Genomic DNA, 23,683 nt, shown 5'->3' on the forward strand with positions numbered 1-23,683 from the left:
TTTTCGCCTCCTCCTCACGGGGGAGTAGGAGGGAGGAGGACAAGGACGTAGCACAAAGTGCACACTGGTGTTTCGTGACGACTCTCACGAATATCAGGCGTATTCCTGTAATTAAAATACGAAACCTCGAAAAATAACATGATTAACATCACTTATTTCAGTCATTTATCAAGGAAGTAGTTATAAAAAAACATTGTTATTTTATAAAAAAAAATTATTATTATTGAACTTTTTTTCCACGCTTTAATTAGGCCAAATATATGAATAAGGGGAGCGTAAAGAATGATGTACCTAGGTTACAATTATCCCATTCATTCCTCGTATTCAAGCAGGGCAGAAATACAGATATGATCGTTATGTTCATACCTGTAATGCATCATATTTTCTTTACCCAAAATAAAAAAGGCGCTGTTCAAATAACGATTGAACAGAGCCAAGACAATGAAAAAATTAACCCTTGATATAAACCAATATCAGCTTACGCCGAAAACAATACAGCAAAAGACTCGTAAGGTTTCAGGGTTACCGTATTACTTAGCTGCTGATGTGACTCATAGTTGAAAATAATGCATTCAGCTTGCGCGGTCTGAAGTGACTCCGGCACAGCAACTGTGACGTTGCTGGCAGTAAAGTTATTCAGTACAAACAGACGATGCTGTTCATCTGAGCGGACATAACCAAATACCTGCTCATGTTCTTCAAATACCGGCTCAAAAGTGCCGTATACAATCACAGGTAATGACTTACGTAACTTAATCAGCTTCTGGTAGTGATAAAAAATAGAATTCTGATCTTCCAGCGCCGCATCCACGTTGATCTCAGGGTAATTAGGGTTAACCTGCAACCAAGGCTGGCTCGTTGAGAAACCTGCGTTATCCGTATTGCTCCACTGCATTGGCGTACGACCGTTATCACGACTATTTTCATGAACAGCAGCCAGCATAGTTTCAGGCGCAACGCCATTTTCGGTACGTTCTTTATAGAAATTCAGGGTTTCAATATCCCGATAGTCATCAATACTGTCGAACGCGACATTCGTCATGCCGATCTCTTCGCCCTGATAAACATACGGCGTGCCTTTCATCATGTGCAGCGTTGTCGCCAGCATTTTTGCCGATTCAACACGATACTGCTTATCATCACCAAACTTCGACACGGCACGAGGGAGATCATGATTATTCCAGAATAGGGAATTCCAGCCCTCATCTGCCAGCTCTATCTGCCACTTAGTTAGCACGCGCTTGAATTCAGGTAGGTCAAGCGCAATCGGGTTCCACTTATCACCGTGCTTCCACGTCAAGGAAATGTGCTCAAATTGGAACACCATTGAAAATTCATTACGTGCAGGATCACTGTACAACTTGGCCATTTCAGGGGTCGCATCCCACGTTTCACCGACCGTGAGCAGATCTTTATCACCGAAAGTCGCGCGATTCATTTCTTGTAGTAGCGGATGTAAACGAGGTCCATTACCTGTGATTTTCTTATCAATTTCCTTACCAATAAGATCGATAACATCAAGACGGAATCCACCAATACCTCGATCGATCCACCAGTTCATCATCTTATGCACTTCTTCTTGAACTTTCGGGTTCTCCCAGTTCAAATCAGGCTGCCTCTTAGAGAAAAGGTGGAAATAATATTCACCCGTGTTGTCATCCCACTCCCAAGCTCCGCCACCAAACACCGAGCCTTGGTCATCCGGTACAGAACCATCTTCTTTTGGCTGGCGCCAAATATAGTAGTCACGATATGGGTTATCTTTCGACTTGCGCGCTTCTGTAAACCAGAGGTGTTCATCGGAAGTATGGTTAACCACCAAATCCATGATAATACGGATATCACGTTGCTTGGCATCGGCAAGCAACTGCAGCATATCTTCCATCGAGCCAAATTCTGCGGCGATATCTTGATAGTCAGAAATATCATAGCCGTTATCATCCATTGGTGAACGGTAAACAGGCGATAACCAAATCACGTTGACACCTAAGGCTTTCAGGTAATCCAGCTTACTGATAATACCTTGCAGATCACCCATGCCATCATTATTAGAATCACAAAAGCTGCGTGGATAAATCTGGTAGACAACTGCATCGTGCCACCACTTTGGGGTCATTTTCATGGACAGGTTTTCCCTTAAATAGGCTTAAATAAAAAAAGTGATATCTTCAATACCTATATCATAATCTTCTACTTAGCGGTTTAAAATATCCTACCCCGTCTGTGATATAGGTTTTACCTATATCACCAATAATTTAAGAGAGCTCGCTCACAAGTTTCAACGGATCAGGATTCCCACCAAATTCAATAAGTGTGATACTTGTCGCCAAACTCTTTCAGCCGCAGAGTCACTACGTTATGGATAAAAGCTACAAACAGTTTCTTGTCGTCGCCGAGCTGAGTAATATCAGCCTTGCTGCCAGCCATTTAGGTCTCAGCCAGCCAACGCTGACCAATAACATGAAAAAACTCGAAGCGAGCTTTGATGTTCCCTTGTTTATCCGTAAATCCAAGGGTGTTGAACTAACTGAATATGGACGATTATTGCAGGAACAAGCGCTCGAACTGCAACGCCGTCATGACTCACTGTTACACAAAATGGCAGATCTTAAAGAAAGAAAAACTGATAAAATCAAGATAGGTACCGGTGATGCCTGGTGGGAAGTTTTTGTTAAGCAGGCACTGCAGCAATATAGTGACGATAACCCTTCCATCTCGATTCAACTTGAATTCGGTAACCATCTAAAATTGATGGATATGCTGATACACGGTAAAATAGACCTGTTTGTCGGTCATGAAATTGTTGGCTTATCGCGGCGCTGCAATGTCACATTTATTCCGTTGTTGCAGGATAAAGAAGCGCTGTTTGTCCATCACTCCCACCCTTTGCTTGTTAATCAATGGCGAGAAGCGGATACCGAGCTATATCCTTTATTGCAAGTAACGCCTGATTCAGACGCTTATCAGCATTTGATTGAAAACCCACAGCCCAAACAGCGAGAAAGAGAACGAAAAAAAGTATCAGAACGCATTGTTTACGAGATCAATTCATTGACAGCCAGCATAGATATTCTTAGCTCAACAACGGCAATTATGCCCTATCCGCGGAGCATGGTAGATTACTTTTCACAGGCAGATATAGTGCCCCTGCCGTTAGCCCAAGACGGTCAAACTGGCACAGTTGGGATTTATCACTTGAATGAAGTACTGGTAAAACACGTCGCAGACATCAAGCACCAACTGGTGTTGCATGGCCAGTTAATTTAGATGTAGTAAAAAATCAATTATGGTAAAAGAAATACTGACGTTAAATGGGTATCTTTAAGAGCTGACCAAGAGGTCTGAGCATTAGTGATAATCAACATTATTTTTCTTCCCATTGCTCCCAGCTAGGTAACTTTAGATTCTTCACAGTAAAGATAATGCTTGTGGCTGAAAACAGCCCAGAAATAAAACCAAAGCTTACTGAAGTACAGAATAGCGATAGGTAATTAAATCCTAAAGTATTATGCTCTATAAACCATGGGGCCCCGCCAAAAATTAAAGAACCAATAATTGATTGTAATAATAATATTTTCAATGGGTTCTCAAAAACGATAGGTTTTCCATCAATCCCAGTTAATTTGTAAAAGAATCAGAAATAAGGTCTTATTTCTGATTCTTTTACACCTAAAGATATTAAATATTTTCGTTGCCTTTCCATATTTATTCATGATTTAAATCTCCGAATAATATTGGCTATATAATTAACTTCCGTCACGATTAAAAATCTAAATTGCTAATGGCTTCGTCTAGCGTGAGTAGTTTGGGGGTTTTATATATTGCTCTAGCTAACAGCTCTATCTTGATCTGTTTTTGGTGAAATAGTTCGATTCAAAGTATTGAATGAAAACATAAAAAAGAACTCATTTAATTTTCAAATTATATTATTCAACAGCATATGCACACATCCAGATGTCCCTATCTGATTACAACCAAACATCAGTAAATTTGAGCAGTCGCAGGGGCATTGATGCTATTCAAACATTTGATACTATTAACTATTAAAGCACGTTATCTAAATTAAACCATCGATTAAGCTTAAAGCAGAACTCTGCCAAATATCGATGAGCGGTCTCTTATACGCAAGTAAACGATGTTGTGAAGGCTGTAATGGGTTGGGTATGTTTACGGAAGTTTTCAAAGCAGTGATGGTAAATAAAGACACCCCTTTAATCCGGAGTGCCTTTATTTTTTGCCCGTAAAATTTCGCTGAATTATGAACCTATTACCAGTTTAAGCTCAGCTTTTTTCTTCACCGGCAGGGCCGTTGTACTAACGCTCACTACACCAGCTTGCTGCGTCCAGCCGGAGATAAGTTTGCCGTTCAACTTAATAGCATTCACTTTACCTTCAATGCCGTACCACTCAATAGAGAGAGGACGCGCTGTCGGCGCATCACGGTAATCACCTTTTGCTTCAACAGTAAGCAATAATCCTTCCTCTGTGACGCGGGTTGTCAAGCTTGTTTGTCGCAGTTCCCCTTTCAGATAAGCATTGCTGGCACCATCGTCTTCATACAAAATGAAAGTACCTGGCGTACCATAAATTTTCGCTGCCAACGTTAAAGGCACATCGCTGGTTAGTGGCATTTTCTGCTGTGGGTTCACCGGAATAATTGCACCATCACGGGCAAACAACGGCAAACGGATCACGCCGTTATAATAAACCGGCTGCTGCTTACGCCACTCACCTTTACTGACTGTCATCTCACCGGTGCGGTAGTCATACCACTTACCCGCAGGCAGATACAGATCCACCGCCTTTTGCCCCATTTTTGCAATTGCCGCCCCCATCAAATCTTTACCCATCATCTTCTGACCTGGCAGATTCAATGCTTTAGGATCACTGCCGAAGTAATAATCCATTGACGGGAAAACCGGCTCAGCCGAATTATTGGCGCGATGGGCAAGTGAGTAAAGGTAAGGGATCAGCTGATAACGCAGTTTGATACTGGCTTTGTTGCTGGCTAGATCGCCCACTCGATCCGGTGCAGTTTCCTTACAGTTACACAGGTTTTCTGTGTGCGGGCGAATCGGCACTTCAAACAACGAACTATAAGCAAACCATTGGGTGTAAGTTTCATTAAGCGCAGCTTCTCGCTCACTTGAAGGTACGCGTAATGCCCCGCGATGGAAACCACCGATATCTGAGCTGTAGTAATCAATGCCAGATAACACCATATTGGGCTGCATACTAAATTGGGTCGACAGGCTTTCTAGATTAGTGCCTATGTCAGCCGACCACATAGTCGCGCCAAAACGCTGGATCCCCGGTGCGCCGGATCGCGACATCATAAACGGACGCATCGCCGTTTTATTACGTTGATAACCCCGATAGATACTCTCTAACCACTTGTAGTTAAATATATTATGCGCATCGTTATGCGGTTTATCACCGAAAAAGACGCCACGGGCGTTATAGATTTCAGGCTCACCAAGATCGGTCCAGTGCCCCATTACCCCCATTTCAATCAAGGGGTCACGTTTCCAATCATGCCAATAATCACCACCAGCAACATTGGTCCAGTCGATCATCCCGCCTTTACCCCACCAATGACCGGCACCATTGGGATCAGTATCGATCGCCTTACCCGTTGTCGGATCTTTTACCAGATAGCCTTTGCCATCTAAGGTCTGATGTTCATCCAGTCCATCACTCACATAAGACTCTTCGATTAACATCATGCCAATTCCTTTCGCCTTTAGAGACTGGATTTTCTTTTCCGGCTCAGGGAAATTTTTGGCATCCCAGGTTAAAGTCCCCATCTGACTGGTTGAGCTGTAACCCTCCACATTACCGAACCACTGCAGATCCATAACCACCCCATCGATCGGGAACGCTTGTTGTTTTAAGGTTTTCAGTTTGTCATCCAGCTCCTGCCAGTTATCAAAACCGTATTCTGACAGCCACATACCGAACATTTTTCGTGGTGGAACCAAAGGATTACCCACCAGCTTCATATATTGCTGTCTGAGTTCAGGTAACCCCTCACCCGCCATCAACAAAAAGCTCGGTTTGCCCTGTGACACCGAAACCTTCCAGGGTGTGGTCATGAAATCCCAGCTAGCAGCATACACAGTATCGAGATACAGAGCATAATTTTGCTTTTGCGGATTAGTTGCGTACAGGATCGGGAATTGAGTATTGCCTGTTGCACCGCCCTGATAGCCTTCCATTTTATTACCACCTTGGCGCTTAAAGCCAAGCCAATTGCTGTTCAACTTACCTGGGGCGTAAAACTCCTGACCCAAACCATTAAGCTGATAGTCGCCTTGCGAAAGCAAAGTAAAACTACGCTCCTTATCAGGACAAATTTCAGTGAGTACCCCGTGTTTGAAAGACACTACGGAAACACACAAACTTTGGGGATTAACTGTCACTTGAAGGTTTTTCGTCGTAAAGCCATCTGAGGTTTTCTTTAGCTTAACGGCTCCATTTAGTTTCGCCGTATTGATCAGTTCAGTCGTTGGTAAAGTGGTGTCTTTCGGCTGAGCCTCGTAGGCAATATGAATGATGTCATCGCTTAACACGTCAATGGCTAGATCCTGCCCCTGCTGTTGTGATTTTTCCAACAACATAGTCTGGTACTGGTTAACAATCTCATCATCAAGTTCTTGTTTCAGCGCGGTAAGAAATGCTTGCTGGCTATAAAAAGTTTTTCCTATTAAAGGCTTAAGCGTTTTACGCACGTTAACTTCAGGGATGGCTTTGCGCATCCGAAAAACATCTACGGCGTCCAATCGGTAGCTGATCTCGCTTTGATAACGAAAGTGTTCGACCTCTGCATAAGTAAGACAACTAACCATAAGTAAACTAGGCACAGCAATTCCCAACATCAAGTGCTGTATTGGCATTTTTTTCATATAATGTGTTTCCGTCGTTATCTTTGAATTTTAATTTGTTTCATAACTGTCGAACTGACATTCAGGATCATTTCCGCATCGATTCGACAGCCATGGTAGACACCGTCATCACGGTATAAAGAAGACATAACCAAAGCACTTCATGTTTCACCCGACAACCCGCCGAGTGAATCGTCTCGACAACATACTAATTAAGCCGGAGCAGAATGTTCCGGCTTTGATTATGGACTAACACAAGCGATAGTTTAATAGAGGCCATTAACGGGTCTCCACTCCCCCACCCTTTATACTCCCCATCTGAAGTATCGAGGATAAATGTGAAATTTAGCCAAGTTGATGTCGGGGATTTTCACCAGTAAACAAATCTAGTCAGTATTAACCTTTCACACCACCCGAAGTCAGTCCACCTACTAACCAGCGCTGTGCCAGTAAGAACACACCAGTGATTGGCAATGCAGATAATACAGCTGCTGCCGCAAAGTCGCCCCACAAGTAGTTTTGTGGATACAGGTATTGTTGCATGCCCACAGCCAGCGTATAGCCATTCACATCCGATAATAACAGTGATGCTACTGGTACTTCGGTTACAGCGCCAATAAAGGATAGAATGAATACCACGGCTAGAATAGGTACCGACAGTGGCAATAATACTAAACGGAATGCTTGCCAAGGCGTCGCACCATCCAGCGCGGCCGCTTCTTCTAACGAACCATCTATCGACTCGAAATAACCTTTGATCGTCCATACATGCAGGGCAATACCACCCAGATAAGCAAAGATCAAACCGCCGTGGGTATTCAACCCCAAGAACGGTACATACTGACCTAACTTATCAAACAATGCATATAAAGCCACCAACGCTAATACTGCAGGGAACATCTGGAAGATCATCATAGCTTTAAGAATGGTTTCTTTACCGCTAAAACGTAATCGTGCAAACGCATAAGCCGAAGTCGTTGATAGTGCGACAATTAAGATAGAAGTGATCCCAGCAACCTTCACCGAATTCCATAACCACAGTAGTACAGGAAATGGCGGCGGTGTTACTGAGCCATCGGCATTAGTAACCGAAAATCCGAGGGCTAAACGCCAGTGATCCAGCGACGGTGCTGAAGGAATAATTTCCCCCGTGGCAAAGTTACCATCACGAAATGAGATAGCGATAACCATGACCAACGGAAATAGAATTACCACCAGCAGGGCGATAAGTGCGAAATGTGCAGCCCACACACGATATTTTAATGAATTACCTTGTACCATTGCCATAATATGGCTCCTTACTTACGCTGGCTATTTTTCTGACAGCTTAGCGAAATGAAGATTAAATAATGCGAGACCACCAACCAATAAGAAAATAAGCGTGGTAATTGCGCTGGCTAAACCAAAGTCCTGACCACCCCCGCCCTCAAAGGCGATGCGGTAGGTATAGTTCACTAACAGATCAGTATAACCCGCCGGTTCACTGGTCCCTATCATGTTTGGTCCGCCCTTCGTTAACAACTGAATCAATACAAAGTTATTAAAGTTAAACGAGAAGCTGGCAATCATTAATGGCATTAGCGGTTTCAGCATCATCGGAAACGTAATGTTCTTGAAGTTTTGTAACGGCCCTGCACCATCTAACGCTGATGCTTCATATAAGTCATCCGGAATAGATTTTAACATTCCCATACATAGAATCATCATGTAAGGGAAACCCAACCAAATATTCACAATCAATACCATGGCTTTGGCTGACAAAGGATCCGAGAACCAGCTTGGTGAAAAGCCAAATAACGCTTCCAACACCATATTGATTTCACCAAAACTTTGATTAAATAACCCTTTAAAGATCAAGATAGAGATGAATGAAGGTACAGCATATGGCAAGATCAGTAGCATGCGATAAATGGCACGTCCGCGCAATGCTTCCCATTGTACGATACTAGCCAAAACCATGCCAATAATGAGACTTATGCCAACCGATAATACTGAAAATATCACTGTCCAGATAAAAATACTGACGAAGGGTTCTTTGATACCGTCATCTTGCCAAATGCGCTCAAAGTTAGCAGTACCAATCACAACACTGAAACCCGGTGATACTGGATCACCGATATAGTTACCCTCACCATCGATGGCTTGATAAAAACCGATATCCATATCCGGCAACAGAATCTCATGAGTTTGATTGTTGACGAGAGTAGTACCGTCTTTCCTTAAGGTATACAGGGGTTGCACAGCAGCAAATTTGCGTAAGCCACTCATGCGGATTTCGTTGCCGTCCGGCAGCACCAAATCGATGGAACTCAGGGCTGCACGATAGCTGATAATTTCTTTTATCTTCGATTTTTCACCAATAACAGTATCGATAGGGCTTAGTTCAAAACGCTGCACAGCCGGTTTTTCCAGATTAATCGTATCTGTTACCAATAGTTGTTCACCGTCTTTAACGGCTAAACGGTGACCGTCTTCAGTGCGATACAGCTCAAAGCGGTAGCTCTCACCACTTTGGAAGGTGCGGTCTAGCAACACTGATCGTGCCCGTTCAAACGACAATTGATTTTTAGCACTGTAGTTAGTGAAAGCGATTCCTACGGTATAAACTAGGGGGAAAATAATAAACAAGATCATCCCGGCTATACCAGGAAAAATATAACGGTGAGCGTAAGTTTTCTTACTGCCAAAAATAAACAGCCCTAACGATGTTAAGACAAGCGTTAACACGGCAAACGATGTTTCTCCATGTGCATACATGATAACGGCCGCATAACCATTGACTACACCAATAAGGGTAAGAATAAACCACTTAAGTAAACGCGAATAATTTAATGTTGAATCGACTTGTTCTGAAGTCAGTTCCGATTCTGGAGTATCGCCAAGAATTTCTGATACTTTCACAGTCTGCATTGAAGAACCTACCTAATAAATAGCAAGAGGAGAGATAACCTCTCCTCATATATCATTATTTTTTATTACTAAGTGGTCACTTAGTCATCTGTTTTTCTGCATCACTTAATGCTGCAGAAATAGACTGACGACCATCAACAATATTAACGATGGCATTACTGGTTGCGCCCCAGAACGCAGTCATTTGCGGGATGTTTGGCATGATTTCACCATTCATCGCATTTTTCATGGTTGCAGCAATACGAACATCACCGTCCAATTCTTGCTGGTACGATTTAAGCGCTACAGCACCCAGTGGCTTATCCTTGTTCACTTGTTTTAGCCCTTCATTCGTAATCAAGTAATTTTCAAGAAACTCAACTGCAAGGTCTTTGTTTGGCGACGCGGTACTAATACCAGCAGTAAGTATACCAACGAAAGGCTTAGAAGGACTGCCATTAAATCTCGGTAATTCAGTAACACCATAATTCAGACCAGATTTTTCTATGTTAGCCCATGCCCAAGGACCATTGATGGTCATGGCTACATTACCTTTGTTAAACTCTGATTCAGATACGGAGTAGTCCATATCCGGAGAGATAACACCGTTATCTAGCAGTTTTTTAATAAACTGCATACTGTTTTTTACGCCTTTGTTATTCAGCCCTACATCTTTCACATCATAACCAGTGGCATTTACTTTAAATGCATAACCACCGTCAGCAGCCATTAGCGGCCAAGTGAAGTACGGTTCTTTTAGATTCCACATAATTGCCGACTTGCCCTGAGTTTTAAGCTGCTTGTCTAATGCCGCTATATCTTCCCAGTTCTTTGGTGGGGTTTTAATTAAGTCTTTATTATAGATAAGTGACAGTGCTTCAACCGCTACCGGGTAACCAACATATTTACCCTTATATTTTACCGCATCCCAAGTAAAATCAATCAGGCTGTCTTTAAATTCTGGTGAAGGTTTGATTTCAGCCAATAAACCCGCTTGCGCATAACCACCGAAACGGTCATGAGCCCAAAAAATAATATCAGGACCATCGCCAACAGCCGCTACTTGCGCAAACTTGTCTTGTAAGCCATCTGGATGCACAACAGTTACCTTAATGCCGGTATCAGCTTCAAATAGCTTACCGACTTCAGCAAGACCGTTGTAACCTTTATCACCGTTAATCCAAATTGTTAACTGGCCTTCTTCAATAGCAGCAAAGGCAGAAAAAGAATTCATTGCAGTTAGTAGTGCTACCGCCGTTAAGGTTTTTCTCATCACTTATATCCTTATTAAATTAGCGTTCAAACTTACCAGACAAGTTGTCTGCGTTGGAGGGTATAGTCATACAAAAATCCATTGCCTACATCATCCTTTATCCTACGCCTAGCTCCCGCAAAGCCAAAAGCGTGAACTTGAACAATATATTTTACTTAGTTGATTAATAAAGGTGATAAAAATGCGATGGCTCGCACACTAATCAGTAATTAAATACCTATTTAGAGCGATAATAAAGCAACAATAATTAAAATGTGATCTATGCACTCCTCCTATCAACTCCACCCTAAAAGTTTTTGCCAAGGATGATGCAGTGCAAGGGCATATAAAACACACTATCAACATCGAAGAATGCTGTGTAAGATATTCTAATTAATCATAAAAAAGGACTCGTGAGATGGCAAGTGTCACGTTAAAAAATGTATGTAAAGCCTATGATGATGTGCTTATTTCTGAAAACATAAATCTCGAAATAAAGGATGGTGAATTTGTCGTTTTCGTGGGGCCGTCAGGTTGCGGTAAGTCAACCTTGTTACGTTGTATTGCCGGACTTGAAGATATCACCTCTGGGGATTTATATATTGACGGTAAACGCATGAATGATGTCGAACCTTCAAAACGCGGGGTCGGCATGGTATTCCAATCTTATGCACTGTACCCCCACTTAGATTTAACCGATAACATGTCATTTGGCCTAAAATTAGCAAAAGCAGATAAACAGTTAATTAAAGATCGGGTGAAACATGCCGCTGATATTCTTCAGCTAACACCATTACTCCATCGCAAACCTAAATCGTTATCCGGTGGTCAACGTCAACGCGTCGCGATTGGCCGAACCCTAGTATCACAACCAAAAGTATTTTTATTAGATGAACCGCTGTCAAATTTGGATGCTGCATTACGGGTAAAAATGCGCATTGAATTAGCCAAACTACACAAGCAATTGGGCTGTACGATGATCTACGTAACCCATGATCAAGTTGAAGCAATGACCATGGCCGATAAGATCGTCGTACTCGATGGTGGTAGTGTGGCACAATTCGGCGCACCGTTAGATATTTATCATTATCCTAAAAATCTATTTGTTGCCGGTTTTATTGGTTCACCAAAAATGAATTTTATTAACGTGCATATCCAAACAGCAGAAGCTGAACGTGTAGAAGTACTGTTACCTAATTGCCAGAGTATTTGGATCCCTGTGGATGGAAAAACCGTCAATGCCGGTGATGAGATGATCCTCGGTATTCGCCCAGAACACTTAGTATCAACTGAACACGCCGATATCGTGATTAAGGGTGAAACTATCGTAGTAGAAAAACTGGGTAATGAAACACAAGTCTATTTGCACATTGAAGGCAGTGACGAAGATGTGATCTATCGCGTTGCTGATACACTATCCATTGATGCTGGTGAGAAATTGGATATTGGTATTCCAGCACACCGTTGCCATTTGTTCCACAAAGATGGCCGTGCTTGTCAGCGCTTACATAAAGAAACGACGAGTTAATTCAACGATAAACAATAAACGCAGCCAATACCTCATGGTATTGGCTATTTGACCACCTACATTGCCGTTAGGTTTGTAGGTATTTAGCTTGAATTTATTTAGAAACTTAACGCTATCATTTAAAATATCAAGCCTTGTCATAGTTTTACTGTGTTCATTGCTGTTTATTTCTGTAAATCTCATCGTTAATAGTCGCGCCGTTGTTGAAAACATCGTCTTAGATTCTGAAATCCGGCAATTTTATTCAAACATCAATAATTAATGGAAAGACATTCTCAAAGCCTATGAATTTTCAGAAGATATCGGCATGAAGTTTTCAGCGAGAGCGGTGGAACAAGAAGAGTTAGAAGCAGCCACCAATAAAGTGGAAACGCTGATTAACGATTACGTTGCCAGTTTATTGACTGCGAGCACTGCTCTTGAACGTGAATGGAACTCAGTACTGAAACTCAGCCAAGAGGACAGCGTATTTTATACTCGGGACCAACTTGTAGAACGAGCTGAACATCTTAATTCATCGCGATTAACATTAACCTATGTTTGGCTAACCAAAGCCACTTTTGTCGTCCGAAAAAAAAGCAGAAAAGGCAGCTCACCTCGCTTTTAAACCAGTGATTGACACCATTGACGCCATCAATCTGATGCATGACGAATTGGTCAGAAAAAATCATTGCGGCTCAAAATAAAATTGTTATTCAATCGACGATTCTAGCGATCAGCATTTTTTTATCGTTATTATTATTTCCTTATTCATGCTTCGGAAACTGAAGAAAGATCTACAGTCGATTGTTTCAGTGACACATGGCCTAGCCAAAGGTGACCTAAGCCGAACGATCGACGTTGGAGACGATCAGGACGAAATTAGCTAAATTAAAAGATCGGTATTCAGCATGACTGACAACTTGAATAATATTTTTAAGTCCGTCACTTCATTGGCTAACAATTTAAACGAGTCAACAGATGGCCTGCTTAGTGACAACAAGCAAAAGATTAATGACGCAGAGTTTCAATACTCACAAATGACCAAACTTTCTGGTTCTCTCGACGAGCTTTATTCAATTTCAACACAGGTGTCTGAACATGCAGACGGCGCACTTACTAAATCAAATGATGCAATTGAATCGGCCAAAAAAGGTAACATAATTGTCAATGAAACGATTGCGTCTATTGAAGGTTTAGCTGGAGAGATTAAAAACTCAGTCTCAGCCATTCAACAACTGGATACTGAAGCTGACAACATTACTAATATTCTGGAAGTCATCAAGAGCATTTCCGAACAAACTGAGATAGTAAAACTGCGATGTAAGACGTGCTCAAACAAAAATGAATACCATTAAGGTGTAGCTTTAATGTTGCTCTACAATGGTGTTTTTCCAAATTAAAATAGCGGAAATACATTTCCAACTGTTTATCTGAAATAGTATCGAAAGGTTGCCCAAAATACTTATACAGTTGATTTATAACATAACGGTAAGAGTTCCGTGTTCGCTCAGAGTAACCTCTTAAGGTGATTTCTTCGTTGAATTGTTGCAGTAGTTGTCGCAGTTGTCGCATGACATACCTCCTAAGCAGGGATGGTCCCTAGAGGTAAGTGTGGAACAATTGGTGAGATTTTGGCTCCGCGCAGCGGCTTAGTTCAACATTTGTATAACAGGACTCTCGATTTCCCAAATTCATTCACCCAATAAAAGTAGATTAATCCATTGAAAAATAAGATTATACTTCAAATTTATTAATTACATGTTTATGGGAAAGCGAGCCGTCCTGTAAATTATTTATTTAGTCTTATAAGTTATATAAAAAGCTAGCTATATAATTGATTATATTGAGATTAATTCTAGACTACAAGATAAACCTGACTGCCTTTTGACAAATTGAGACAGCGTTCACCGAAATACCAATAACACTGTATAAAATCAGCCAATCTAGTCTTTTTTCATTACACATACAGTAACCTCCCTATTTATTTTAATGGATTTATTTCATGTCTAGAAGCCAACGACTCTTTGACTTACTCCAGCTGTTACGCTGTCATAAATACCCTGTCTCAGCTGCACACTTAGCTCAAGAACTGAATGTAAGTGTTCGTACTATCTACCGTGATATAGCGACATTACAAGCACAAGGTGCAGAGATTGAAGGCGAAGCAGGGCTTGGCTACATATTGAAACCGACGTTTACGCTGCCTCCATTAATGTTTTCAACAGAAGAGTTAGAGGCTCTCCTGTTAGGAGCTGATTGGATTAGCAAACAGGCTAATGGTGAATTTAGTAATGCCGCAAAAAACGCTATTGCTAAAATATCATCAGTATTACCAGAAAATCACATTGTGAAGCGAAGCCCGGATATCATGCGTGTAGCTTCTATCATTGAAGTACCAGAATTAACGACAGAACTATCATATATTAGAGATGCCATCAAACATCAGAATAAAGCTGAGATTGACTATCACGATTCTCAAGGGAATCCTAGCTCGCGGATAATATGGCCTATTCTGATAGGGTTATTCCAGTACCACTATGTTCTAGTGGTGTGGTGTGAGACAAGAGATACATTTCGTAATTTTAGGCTCGATAGAATAGATCAGTGGCAGTCCCTTGAGCAAAAGTACCAACCTAATCGTCGTGATTTACTGAAACAATGGCAGGAAATAGAAGGGATTAGTGAGAAAGAAATTCGCTTGTTCTTTATGTCGAAAATATTGAAATCAGCAAAAACTTTTACACCAATACTTTTGAATGTGACGGTGAGGTTTTATCGCCAACATTTATCTCTTTCTCATTAGGCGATGGTGTTAGTGTTGAGTTAAAACAGCTCGCACAAGTTTCCCCGAAAGCTCATATTACTGGTGGCGGTACAGAACTATCCTTAATGGTAGATAATTCAAAAGTATTACATCGTCTTTACGAACAATGGAAAAACAAAGGAGTTAAATTCATTCAAACTCCGGTAGAGTTAATTTTTGGTATTACATTTGTTGCGATTGATCCTGATGGACATCGAATTAGGGTCTTTACGCAGAATAAAAAGAGTCAAAATCAAAACCAAAATGGTCTGTAAATTTCTGATCTTCCGATGCAATGATCGCCATTGCAGCATTTTAGCCATGTTTTCGTAGGGCTCCCAATCTAAAAGTATTATTTTTTATCGGCAAAGCTCTCTTGAATAATAAAGGTGGTAGTAAAAGGATCCAACCAACGCAAAGCCCCCTGTGTCGGACATTCCTGTCGATTGCGCCACAAGTTCACAGAAAAACCTTTTGCATGTGAATGATCTAGGTAGATATGGCTATGCGTTTTTTCATCATGCCCGTTAAACTAGTCTGAAGTGTAATTCATTTTGTAATCAATTGCTTGCAACCAATAGCCAGAGCGCTCATTATATTAAATTATAATAATATATATGCCTAAGGTTGTCGGATATCTTATGAATAAATTTGTCTCCAAGCGAAATACAGATGCCAGTCACTACAAAGATAATCGCGCTCAAGTGGAACTACTCTATTCAATAGTTGCGGTCGTCATACTGATAGCGTTTTCACTTTATTTCGAAGTGGATTTTGTGGAAACGCTGTATGACTACACACGAGAATACGAAGACTGGGAACTGGATGAGTTAATTTTCAGTTTTCTGTGGATTGCGATTGTAGCTGTCATTTACGCAGTCCGACGTGTAATTGATATTATCGATCTCAACAAGACCAATGCATACAATGCAAATCATGACTCACTAACGGGACTCCCAAACAGAGGTTTCGCTCAATACTTAATGGGCAAAATGCTGCATAGAGCGAACCGCGGCAATCACTCCGTCGCCGTTATCTTTCTGGATTTAAATGAGTTTAAGAATATTAACGATTCCTTTGGACATGATCATGGTGATTTACTAATAAAAAAAATCGGTCACAGGCTCTCATCAACCATTAGAGGTGAAGAAGTTGTTTCTCGGCTGGGAGGAGATGAATTCTTGATTATCGCTGAGTTTTCTGACGGTATAAATCCTCTAGAACCTCTAATTGAACGGATTAAAGAATGCACTAAAGAACCATTTGATATATTTGGTAAATCTATAAGCTCTAGCTTTAGTATTGGTGTCGCAGCTTCCCCCGAACACGGAACATCAGTAAATAGCCTTTTGGTCGCTGCTGATACTGCTATGTATGAAGCTAAACGAAATAAAGATTCGCCCGTATTTTACTATACAAATGAAATAGGCGAACGTAATAAAGAGTACTTGAAGTTATCGTCAAACCTTAAATCCGCAATTATTAACAAAGATCTTTACCTGGTTTTTCAGCCTATTGTTAATACCTACTCAGGAAAGGTCGAAGGGTATGAAGCGCTGACAAGGTGGGAGTTAAATGGTAATTCAATAAACCCAGAACGTATTATTTCAATTGCTGAAAACATTGGTTTATCAGAGGCATTTTTTTGCTGGTTAATAAATACAGCATTAGAAGAAAGCGCTCTTTTTAAGATGCCTGAGCAGTTTATCTCCATCAATGTAACGGTTAAACAATTTCTATCCGAAAACTTTTTGCCCATAATGGAAGATGCAATATCCAAATATAAAAATACAATCATTAATCTAGAGATAACAGAAAGTTCGATACTAGCAGATTATGACAAAGCGATAAACACTATTCGCCGGCTTAAAAAGCTAGGGATAAAAGTGATGATCGATGACTTTGGGACGGGTTATTCATCGCTAGGTAGATTGAGAGACCTTGATATAGATAAAATAAAAATCGATAAGTCCTTCTTGGTTGATGTAGTGCGTATTAACATGAAGGAGATCGCTCAATAACATTCATGGAGATCACTTTTTTCTCCGTCTGTAGAGCTAGGTTTAATTTATACTGAGTGATCTCCATCAGTCAAGTTATTGGTCATTTTTCGCATTGATTCGCCCTCTAATTCTATCTTTATCGAGCCATGTACCAGTCGGTCCAGAATTGCATCAGCATGCGTCGATTCTCCGATCATTTTGTACCAATGTTCTTGCGGTAATTGACTGGCAATTAAAGTCGATTTACTGTCATATCGGGCATCAATCAGTTCAAGTAAATCGCTTCGTTGCTGTGCATTTAATGGCTCCAGTCCCCAATCATCCAAGATCAGTAAATCTGCATTGGTTAACTTTCCTATCAGTTTTCGATAGGTTCCGTCAGCCTGTGCAAAAAACATTTTTTCGAGTAGTTCTTTCAGCCTAAAATAAAATACGCTTTGCCCTTGTTGGCAATGCTGATGCCCGAAGGCACAGGCAAGGTATGTTTTGCCACACCCTGTTGCCCCGGTGATCAATATATTTTGATGTAATCGCAACCACTCGCCCTGCGCCAAGGTTCGGATCTGTGACTTATTCAGGTTGCGCTTGGCACGATAATCTAACTGCTCTATGCCAGCATGAACTCTGAATTTAGCTTGCCGTGTTAAGCGCGCTATTTTACGTTGTGAACGTGCGTTAAGCTCATTATCAAGCAGTAAGCTTAGCCTTTCTTCGAACGCGAGTTCTCGGTAATGCGTCGGCTGTTCCGTCTGTAATGTGAGGGCGTCTTTGATGCCGGACAAACCAAGCGTAGTCAGTTGATTATAAATTGTTTTCATTCCATTTCCCTTAATGATAATACGTATTGCCACGCACATTGTTGTGCTCTATTTCTGCTAATAGATCTAACTGTTGTTCAGGTAGTGGTTGGTTATCTAGGCCTTTTTTAAGAATAGATTTGATACCCGCTAATCTTCTTATTCCTGTATGTAAAGCGCGTCCACATGCAGCCTCTAAGCGCGGTGTTGTGTATTGTTTACCTAGCGCAAGCAATCCTAAGCAAACGCGGTAAGCTTGCTCAGGATGTGGCCTTTCTTGCATTAACAGAGTGACGAGCTCTTCTGTTTTTGGGCCAATATCTTGCGCCCATTTCTCAAATCGTTGCGGTGACCATTCCCCTTGTTTTCGATGTGAAACAGGCATATGAGCATCAAGCGTGCTGTGTCCACCAATCTTGTGAGAACGAGGATGCACCGCTACACACTCTCCCTGATGGTATACTGTGACGAGTTCACCGGTAATATGCGCTTCGAGTTTTTTCTTTATCAGTGAATGCGGTACAGAGTAATAATGCTTTTCTATATCAATGTGATAGTCGATATGTACAGTCACCATTTTCACTTGGGTATAGATATACGGTTCAAGGGGTAAGGGTTTCAATTCTGGCTTATCAATGGCAATAAATTGTGAATGACGCGTACCAGGATGCACTTTCATGGCCCGTTGATTGAGTTCAAGTAGCAATTCTTCGATCCGGATATTTAATTGTCGCAAAGAAAAAAAGTCTTCATGCCTCAATGCGGCCATGATCCAGCGCTCTACGATCTGTACAGCCACTTCAGCTTTGGCTTTATCCTTGGGTTTATAAGGGCGAGCCGGCACGATGACCGTATTATAATGCGCAGCCATCTGTGAATACGTCGGGTTAATATCGGGATCATAGCGACACGATCTGGTTGTACCGCTTTTTAAGTTGTCTGGGATCAAGAGCTCAGGAACACCGCCTAAAAAGGTGAAACAGCGAGCGTGGCTCATCACCCAATTTTCTAGACCTTGGGTCCACGTGGCTTCTGCATAGGTGTAATTAGAGGCACCCATCACGGCAACAAAAATTTGTGCCGTTTTAATTTCACCGGTTGTAGGATCAATAATGTTCATCGTCGGCCCACAGTAATCAATAAATAGTTTTTCACCCGCCTTATGCTGTTGTCGCATCGATGGTTTTTGACAACCAAGCCATTTCTTATATAGCCGGCAGAAGTGATTGTAACTATAGAATTTATTGTTATTTCGTTCTCTGTATTCTTCCCATAGTAATTGCAGAGTCATTGTTTTTGGCTTGAGTTCTTGATGGATCACCGACCAATCTGGGGTGGTGATTTGGGGATTGGTTTTGACGGTAGTGTGCAGAAATTTTTGATGAAGAGTCACATCATCCCATTCCTCAGATAACGGCCATGAGGTGATCCCCATTTGGGCTGCTCGATTGGCATAACGAGATACCACTGAGGGGGAGATAGATAAACTTTTAGCGACTTGACGATGGCTCAGTGAACAACCGTATTTGAGTCTAAGGATCTCTTTTAATTTACGCATAGATATAGGTGCCGTTGGCATAGTCATTCCCTTCATCAAAATGAACAGAATAACGGTTAAATACACCTACAGGGCAGTGAAAAAAGCAAGTTTGTCCAATAACATTCATGGAGATCACTCAATAACATTTCAGGGTAAAAGTGATCTTCATGAATGTTATTAGCTGATCTTGATTGAGGTTATTGGGTGATCTCCATCGATGTTATTAGGTGATCTCCATGGTGGTTAATATGCAGATGTAGCACTAAATGGTAAAAATGCAAAAATATTTGAGGGTATTTTTGGTCTGGCTACCACGTTAGAAATCGAGGTAGTAGCCGAAGGACTTGAAACTATTGAGCAACTACAATTTTTACGTAAATTCCCCCCAATGCTTGTCCAAGGTTACTTGCTCCAGAAACCAGCATTAAAAGAAAACCAGAAGCCAGAATCAATAATCCGCAACATCATGAATTGTAACGAGTAGAAACTAAAATGATAACCTTGGGAAGGTAAGGCTAAGCAATAAATAAAACCAGCGTTGTGCAAGTAAGAACACCGCCGTAATTGGTAATGCCGACAACACAGCTGCCGCGGCAAATTTACGTAACCCGCTCATGCGAATTTCATGACCATTAGGTAATACCAAGTCCACCGTCTTTAATCGCAAGGCGGTAACCATTCATTAACCCAATCAGTGTGAGGGTGCACCATTTGATAAAATGCGGCTATCACTCGCCAGTTGTTGTTGGAACGATGTCAGCGCAACCGCGCCCAATGGTTTGTCGTTATTCACTTTAGCCAAACCTTCATTGGTCAATAAATAGTTTTCGATAAATTCAACCGCTAAATCTTTATTTGGTGACGCAGTACTGATACCCGCGGTTAATATCCCAACAAACGGTTTCGAATGCTGGCCATTAAATTTCGGTAACTCAACGACGCCATAATTAATCTCTGACTTGTCTATGTTGCCTCATGCCCACGGACCATTGATCGTCATCGCCACATTACCTTTGATAAACTCAGACTCTGATACTGAGTAATCCATATCCGGTGAAATGACGTTATCTGCTAATAGTTTTTGTACTAACTGCATACTGCTTTTAACGCCCGCATTATTCACGCCAGCATCTTTCACATCATACCCGTTAGCATTGGCTTTAAAGGCATAACCACCGTTTGCCGCCATTAACGGCCAAGTGAAGTACGGTTCTTTTAGATTCCACATAATTGCCGACTTGCCCTGGGTTTTAAGCTGCTAGTCTTAACCCCCTCTTTGTGGATGTTGATAGCAGCGTTATGGTCGCCTAGCTATTTTGCGGGTTCTTGCGGTGGTACTAATTTAGATGTTATTGCAAAATACATTGTGCATCAAAACAGGCCTAAGTAATGTTAATGCCGCTATGGAGGCATAGGTTTAGGGGGTAGTATCAGGGATTGGTTTGGTGATTGAGGTATTTATCTTCAAAATGCTGCCAACGTCTCCACCTATCACCGTCATGCTGATTATCTTAGCGGTGGTCACCTGAGCCTCGATCCTCGAAGCCGCTGGCGGTCTCAAATATATGCTGCAAGTTGCTGAGCGAATTTTAAGAAAGAATCCTAAATGCGTGACGCTCATCGCCCCTTTTGTTACCTATACAATGACATTTTTGGTATTGCTTGGATGTCAGATATTTATTTCCAATACGCGATGCCGCAATTCAAAGCCAGTATAGTTGATATGGTCACACAGCACCCTTGAACGTTTGCGTTATCGCTGTCCATCGTCTCGGTAGTGGTTAACTCACAAGCGGCAACAGCGCGCATGATGTTACCCGTCGGTTTGGCGCTAGGACTCGAACCTGCGTTAGTGATTGGTTAAAAACCCTAAGTTAATTAAAAAAAAAGCCATTAAGTATTCATACTTAATGGCTTTTACTCAATAAAATAAAAATGAACGAGATTACTTCAGTTTAAATTGAGCCACAATTGATTTCAGTTGCTCATTGGCAACAGCAACATTTACCGATTCTTGAGCGGTAGCTTGACCGTTTATGGCTAGCTCTTGCGCCATTTCACGGATCGCAGTCATGTTACGCGTCACTTCATGAGAAACACTGCTTTGTTCCTCGGCCGCGGTGGCAATTTGCGTGTTTAAATCATTAATTTTCGTTACAGAACTCGCGATATGATCCAAATTCTCAGCTACCGTGTAGGTGTTTTTAGCAGCCTCTTGGCAAGTTTCTTGGGTCATATCCATCGCTAAAATCGCCGAACTTGAACCCGCAGTTAATGCATCCAGCGTTTCTTTGATTTCAGCCGTACTCACTTGCGTTCTCGCTGCTAGCGCACGCACTTCATCAGCAACAACAGCAAAACCACGACCTTGTTCACCCGCTCGCGCCGCTTCAATTGCCGCGTTAAGCGCAAGTAGATTTGTTTGTTCAGCAATCTCGCCGATCACATTAAGTACTTTAGTGATAGCTTGCGTGTTTTTCTCAATGTCTTGGATACTTTTTGATGAACTTTCTACATTTTCAACCAGCTTCGAGACCGTTGATGTGGTCGATGTAACCGTCAGTTTCGATATATTTACCTGCTTATTCATTGCATCTGTAAATTGTGACGCTTCCTCAGCATTGCTGGCAACATCATTCGCCGTGGCACTCATTTCTTCTACTGCGGCTGCAATTTGGTCGGTTTCAATTGAGTGAGCATCCAATACTTGATTATTACTCACAGTTTGCTGTTCTAGTTTTCCTACACTTTCGGAAATATGTTGTGAAGAGTTATCGATCTCTAACATCAAGGTTTGCAGATTCGTAATGAAAGCATTAATACCTGCCGAAATATCACCTAAGTCATCGTTACTTTCAACCGGTAAGCGACGCGTTAAATCACCATTACCTTTAGATAAATCCATGACCACTTCTTTCAGTGATACAATCGGACGATACACGATATTCAGTACGGTAATGGTCAAGAACAAACCAATAGCGAGCATAATAGCAGAGACCACAATCGCACTTTCAAACGCTTCATCGACTTCTGCATAAGCCACAGACTTATCAACACCAATAAATAAGTACCAGCGCTTGCCATTGACCAGTGTAATTTCTCGCGTAAAGGCTAATTTATCAACACCCGCTACCGTATAAGCCGTGGTGTTCGCACGCCCACTTAACATACCGGTTTTAACATTACTCATGCCGATATCAGATAAATTAACCCCCCTTCTCAATACCGTTGAATTTGATGCTAATGCATAACCGTCACTATCTATAATGGCGGTGACAGAACCAGGATAATTAACATTTTTAACTGTTTGTTCAAGGATGCTTAAATCAATATCACCCAGTAACACACCATTACCTAAGTTACGAACAACTGAAATAACCGGAAGACCTGTGCCTATGTCGTTATAAATATCGGAAATATCGAGCGTTGCAGCGTTTTTACCTAGGCGATACCAAGGACGTTGACGTGCATCATAACGCGCTGTAATAGCAACGCCATTAACCCAGCTTGGATCTTGTGCAGTGGAATAAGTGACACCATCATCAAAAGCGATAAATACACCGCCAAAGCCACTGGTTTCTTTTATGAGTCGCGCGATGCTGACGTAATCATCACCTAGGCTATTTGACTTGTATTGTTGGGTAATGGCATTAAGCGCATCCGTTTTTGCTGTAAACCAATCTTCAATTTTATTGGCTTCGTAGTTTACGATTGTACTCGACAGCAGGTTCACATCTTCAATAGTTTTAGATTTAATTATATTATAAGAAATTATGTTTGAAACAAGTAAAATAGCGGTCAGTAAGATAACTACCGACAATATGATGAGTCTTTTGAATCCTAAATTTTTTAACATTATTTTATTCCACAATGAGATAGATCAGAGATTAACTGCTAAGATAATTTACATCCATAAAAATTAGCAGCTTTAGTGTCTAACAAACTTAGAATATGACTTTAAAGTCACCTCATACTCTTCGTTTCGCCCTTCATTCTCTATTTATA

General features: G+C 41.4%; 19 protein-coding genes and 3 pseudogenes. 10 read left to right on the forward strand and 12 right to left on the reverse strand.

Going from position 1 to position 23,683, the window contains the following annotated elements; all coding sequences use genetic code 11:
- Positions 1–478: 478 nt before the first annotated feature.
- The gene (locus MORIYA_RS08300; protein WP_269461240.1) at positions 479–2,122 is read right to left on the reverse strand and encodes a glycoside hydrolase family 13 protein; all 1,644 of its coding nucleotides are present in this window, start codon (positions 2,120–2,122) and stop codon (positions 479–481) included.
- Between the two features lie 236 nt (positions 2,123–2,358).
- Between MORIYA_RS08300 and MORIYA_RS08305 the strand changes: the two genes are divergently transcribed.
- Positions 2,359–3,267, forward strand: a complete 909-nt coding sequence (locus tag MORIYA_RS08305) for a LysR family transcriptional regulator (protein WP_112714303.1) — start codon at positions 2,359–2,361, stop codon at positions 3,265–3,267.
- A 97-nt stretch (positions 3,268–3,364) separates the two neighbouring features.
- Here the strand turns inward: MORIYA_RS08305 and MORIYA_RS21770 are convergent.
- The 5 genes and pseudogenes from MORIYA_RS21770 to malE all read right to left on the reverse strand — a co-directional run.
- Positions 3,365–3,616 (reverse strand): annotated as a pseudogene (locus MORIYA_RS21770) (DUF6404 family protein); the annotation flags it as partial.
- Between the two features lie 640 nt (positions 3,617–4,256).
- Positions 4,257–6,905, reverse strand: a complete 2,649-nt coding sequence (locus MORIYA_RS08310) for a TIM-barrel domain-containing protein (protein ID WP_112714305.1) — start codon at positions 6,903–6,905, stop codon at positions 4,257–4,259.
- 375 nt (positions 6,906–7,280) lie between these two features.
- Positions 7,281–8,171 (reverse strand): maltose ABC transporter permease MalG, encoded by an 891-nt coding sequence (gene malG / locus MORIYA_RS08315; protein WP_112714307.1) that lies wholly within the window; start codon positions 8,169–8,171, stop codon positions 7,281–7,283.
- Between the two features lie 24 nt (positions 8,172–8,195).
- Entirely contained in the window at positions 8,196–9,794 is a 1,599-nt protein-coding gene (gene malF, locus MORIYA_RS08320; protein ID WP_112714309.1) for a maltose ABC transporter permease MalF, read from the reverse strand.
- A 76-nt stretch (positions 9,795–9,870) separates the two neighbouring features.
- A complete protein-coding gene (gene malE, locus MORIYA_RS08325; RefSeq protein WP_112714311.1) occupies positions 9,871–11,046 on the reverse strand; it encodes a maltose/maltodextrin ABC transporter substrate-binding protein MalE in 1,176 nt (391 codons plus the stop codon).
- A gap of 397 nt (positions 11,047–11,443) precedes the next feature.
- Here malE and malK point away from each other — a divergent pair, with 397 nt between their 5' ends.
- The 3 genes from malK (at position 11,444) to MORIYA_RS21315 (ending at position 13,890) form a co-directional block, all read left to right on the forward strand.
- Positions 11,444–12,553 (forward strand): maltose/maltodextrin ABC transporter ATP-binding protein MalK, encoded by a 1,110-nt coding sequence (malK, locus tag MORIYA_RS08330; RefSeq protein WP_112714313.1) that lies wholly within the window; start codon positions 11,444–11,446, stop codon positions 12,551–12,553.
- A gap of 307 nt (positions 12,554–12,860) precedes the next feature.
- On the forward strand, positions 12,861–13,160 hold the full coding sequence (locus tag MORIYA_RS21310; protein ID WP_232011558.1) for a hypothetical protein: 300 nt from the start codon (positions 12,861–12,863) through the stop codon (positions 13,158–13,160).
- 283 nt (positions 13,161–13,443) lie between these two features.
- Positions 13,444–13,890, forward strand: a complete 447-nt coding sequence (locus MORIYA_RS21315) for a methyl-accepting chemotaxis protein (protein ID WP_232011753.1) — start codon at positions 13,444–13,446, stop codon at positions 13,888–13,890.
- On the opposite strand, the gene MORIYA_RS08340 is transcribed toward MORIYA_RS21315, so the two are convergent.
- On the reverse strand, positions 13,814–14,107 hold the full coding sequence (locus tag MORIYA_RS08340; protein WP_232011559.1) for a phage integrase N-terminal SAM-like domain-containing protein: 294 nt from the start codon (positions 14,105–14,107) through the stop codon (positions 13,814–13,816). The two genes, MORIYA_RS21315 and MORIYA_RS08340, sit on opposite strands and share 77 nt — an antisense overlap.
- A gap of 430 nt (positions 14,108–14,537) precedes the next feature.
- Here MORIYA_RS08340 and MORIYA_RS08345 point away from each other — a divergent pair, with 430 nt between their 5' ends.
- The 3 genes from MORIYA_RS08345 (at position 14,538) to MORIYA_RS08360 (ending at position 17,359) form a co-directional block, all read left to right on the forward strand.
- A complete protein-coding gene (locus MORIYA_RS08345; RefSeq protein ID WP_232011560.1) occupies positions 14,538–15,338 on the forward strand; it encodes a helix-turn-helix transcriptional regulator in 801 nt (266 codons plus the stop codon).
- The gene (locus MORIYA_RS08350) at positions 15,260–15,613 is read left to right on the forward strand and encodes a VOC family protein (RefSeq protein WP_232011726.1); all 354 of its coding nucleotides are present in this window, start codon (positions 15,260–15,262) and stop codon (positions 15,611–15,613) included. The genes MORIYA_RS08345 and MORIYA_RS08350 overlap by 79 nt, the downstream gene beginning before the upstream one ends.
- Before the next feature lie 366 nt (positions 15,614–15,979).
- On the forward strand, positions 15,980–17,359 hold the full coding sequence (locus MORIYA_RS08360) for a putative bifunctional diguanylate cyclase/phosphodiesterase (RefSeq protein ID WP_162629253.1): 1,380 nt from the start codon (positions 15,980–15,982) through the stop codon (positions 17,357–17,359).
- 47 nt (positions 17,360–17,406) lie between these two features.
- Here the strand turns inward: MORIYA_RS08360 and istB are convergent, their stop codons facing one another.
- Positions 17,407–18,159, reverse strand: a complete 753-nt coding sequence (gene istB / locus MORIYA_RS08365) for an IS21-like element helper ATPase IstB (protein WP_112712100.1) — start codon at positions 18,157–18,159, stop codon at positions 17,407–17,409.
- A gap of 10 nt (positions 18,160–18,169) precedes the next feature.
- Positions 18,170–19,717: an IS21 family transposase gene (gene istA / locus MORIYA_RS08370; protein WP_112712098.1), complete on the reverse strand. Its 1,548-nt coding sequence runs from the start codon at positions 19,715–19,717 to the stop codon at positions 18,170–18,172.
- Between the two features lie 232 nt (positions 19,718–19,949).
- Between istA and MORIYA_RS21775 the strand changes: the two are divergent.
- Positions 19,950–20,162: pseudogene (locus MORIYA_RS21775) on the forward strand (EAL domain-containing protein); the annotation flags it as partial.
- Positions 20,163–20,165: 3 nt separating this feature from the next.
- Here MORIYA_RS21775 and MORIYA_RS08380 read toward each other — a convergent pair.
- Positions 20,166–20,345: a hypothetical protein gene (locus MORIYA_RS08380; protein WP_162629204.1), complete on the reverse strand. Its 180-nt coding sequence runs from the start codon at positions 20,343–20,345 to the stop codon at positions 20,166–20,168.
- Between the two features lie 306 nt (positions 20,346–20,651).
- The gene (locus MORIYA_RS21320; RefSeq protein WP_331838552.1) at positions 20,652–20,909 is read right to left on the reverse strand and encodes an extracellular solute-binding protein; all 258 of its coding nucleotides are present in this window, start codon (positions 20,907–20,909) and stop codon (positions 20,652–20,654) included.
- A gap of 51 nt (positions 20,910–20,960) precedes the next feature.
- On the opposite strand from MORIYA_RS21320, the gene MORIYA_RS21780 reads away from it, so the two are divergent.
- Positions 20,961–21,068, forward strand: a complete 108-nt coding sequence (locus tag MORIYA_RS21780; RefSeq protein WP_197713364.1) for a transposase — start codon at positions 20,961–20,963, stop codon at positions 21,066–21,068.
- Between the two features lie 9 nt (positions 21,069–21,077).
- Positions 21,078–21,539 (forward strand): annotated as a pseudogene (locus MORIYA_RS21705) (anaerobic C4-dicarboxylate transporter family protein); the annotation flags it as partial.
- Positions 21,540–21,623: 84 nt separating this feature from the next.
- Here MORIYA_RS21705 and MORIYA_RS08400 read toward each other — a convergent pair.
- Positions 21,624–23,534, reverse strand: a complete 1,911-nt coding sequence (locus tag MORIYA_RS08400; RefSeq protein ID WP_112714323.1) for a methyl-accepting chemotaxis protein — start codon at positions 23,532–23,534, stop codon at positions 21,624–21,626.
- Positions 23,535–23,683 lie beyond the last annotated feature (149 nt).

Source organism: Moritella yayanosii, from assembly GCF_900465055.1.
Lineage (GTDB): Bacteria > Pseudomonadota > Gammaproteobacteria > Enterobacterales > Moritellaceae > Moritella > Moritella yayanosii.

Bases quoted from the DNA above. Each gene is read 5' to 3' on its own strand.
- MORIYA_RS08340 (WP_232011559.1), bottom strand. From the start codon at position 14,107: ATGCGACAACTGCGACAACTACTGCAACAATTCAACGAAGAAATCACC.
- MORIYA_RS21315 (WP_232011753.1), top strand. From the start codon at position 13,444: ATGACTGACAACTTGAATAATATTTTTAAGTCCGTCACTTCATTGGCT.
- istB (WP_112712100.1), bottom strand. From the start codon at position 18,159: ATGAAAACAATTTATAATCAACTGACTACGCTTGGTTTGTCCGGCATC.
- MORIYA_RS08300 (WP_269461240.1), bottom strand. From the start codon at position 2,122: ATGAAAATGACCCCAAAGTGGTGGCACGATGCAGTTGTCTACCAGATT.
- istA (WP_112712098.1), bottom strand. From the start codon at position 19,717: ATGCCAACGGCACCTATATCTATGCGTAAATTAAAAGAGATCCTTAGA.
- MORIYA_RS08310 (WP_112714305.1), bottom strand. From the start codon at position 6,905: ATGAAAAAAATGCCAATACAGCACTTGATGTTGGGAATTGCTGTGCCT.
- MORIYA_RS08345 (WP_232011560.1), top strand. From the start codon at position 14,538: ATGTCTAGAAGCCAACGACTCTTTGACTTACTCCAGCTGTTACGCTGT.
- malF (WP_112714309.1), bottom strand. From the start codon at position 9,794: ATGCAGACTGTGAAAGTATCAGAAATTCTTGGCGATACTCCAGAATCG.
- malE (WP_112714311.1), bottom strand. From the start codon at position 11,046: ATGAGAAAAACCTTAACGGCGGTAGCACTACTAACTGCAATGAATTCT.
- MORIYA_RS21780 (WP_197713364.1), top strand. From the start codon at position 20,961: ATGTTGATAGCAGCGTTATGGTCGCCTAGCTATTTTGCGGGTTCTTGC.
- malG (WP_112714307.1), bottom strand. From the start codon at position 8,171: ATGGCAATGGTACAAGGTAATTCATTAAAATATCGTGTGTGGGCTGCA.
- malK (WP_112714313.1), top strand. From the start codon at position 11,444: ATGGCAAGTGTCACGTTAAAAAATGTATGTAAAGCCTATGATGATGTG.
- MORIYA_RS21310 (WP_232011558.1), top strand. From the start codon at position 12,861: ATGAAGTTTTCAGCGAGAGCGGTGGAACAAGAAGAGTTAGAAGCAGCC.
- MORIYA_RS08360 (WP_162629253.1), top strand. From the start codon at position 15,980: ATGAATAAATTTGTCTCCAAGCGAAATACAGATGCCAGTCACTACAAA.
- MORIYA_RS08400 (WP_112714323.1), bottom strand. From the start codon at position 23,534: ATGTTAAAAAATTTAGGATTCAAAAGACTCATCATATTGTCGGTAGTT.
- MORIYA_RS08305 (WP_112714303.1), top strand. From the start codon at position 2,359: ATGGATAAAAGCTACAAACAGTTTCTTGTCGTCGCCGAGCTGAGTAAT.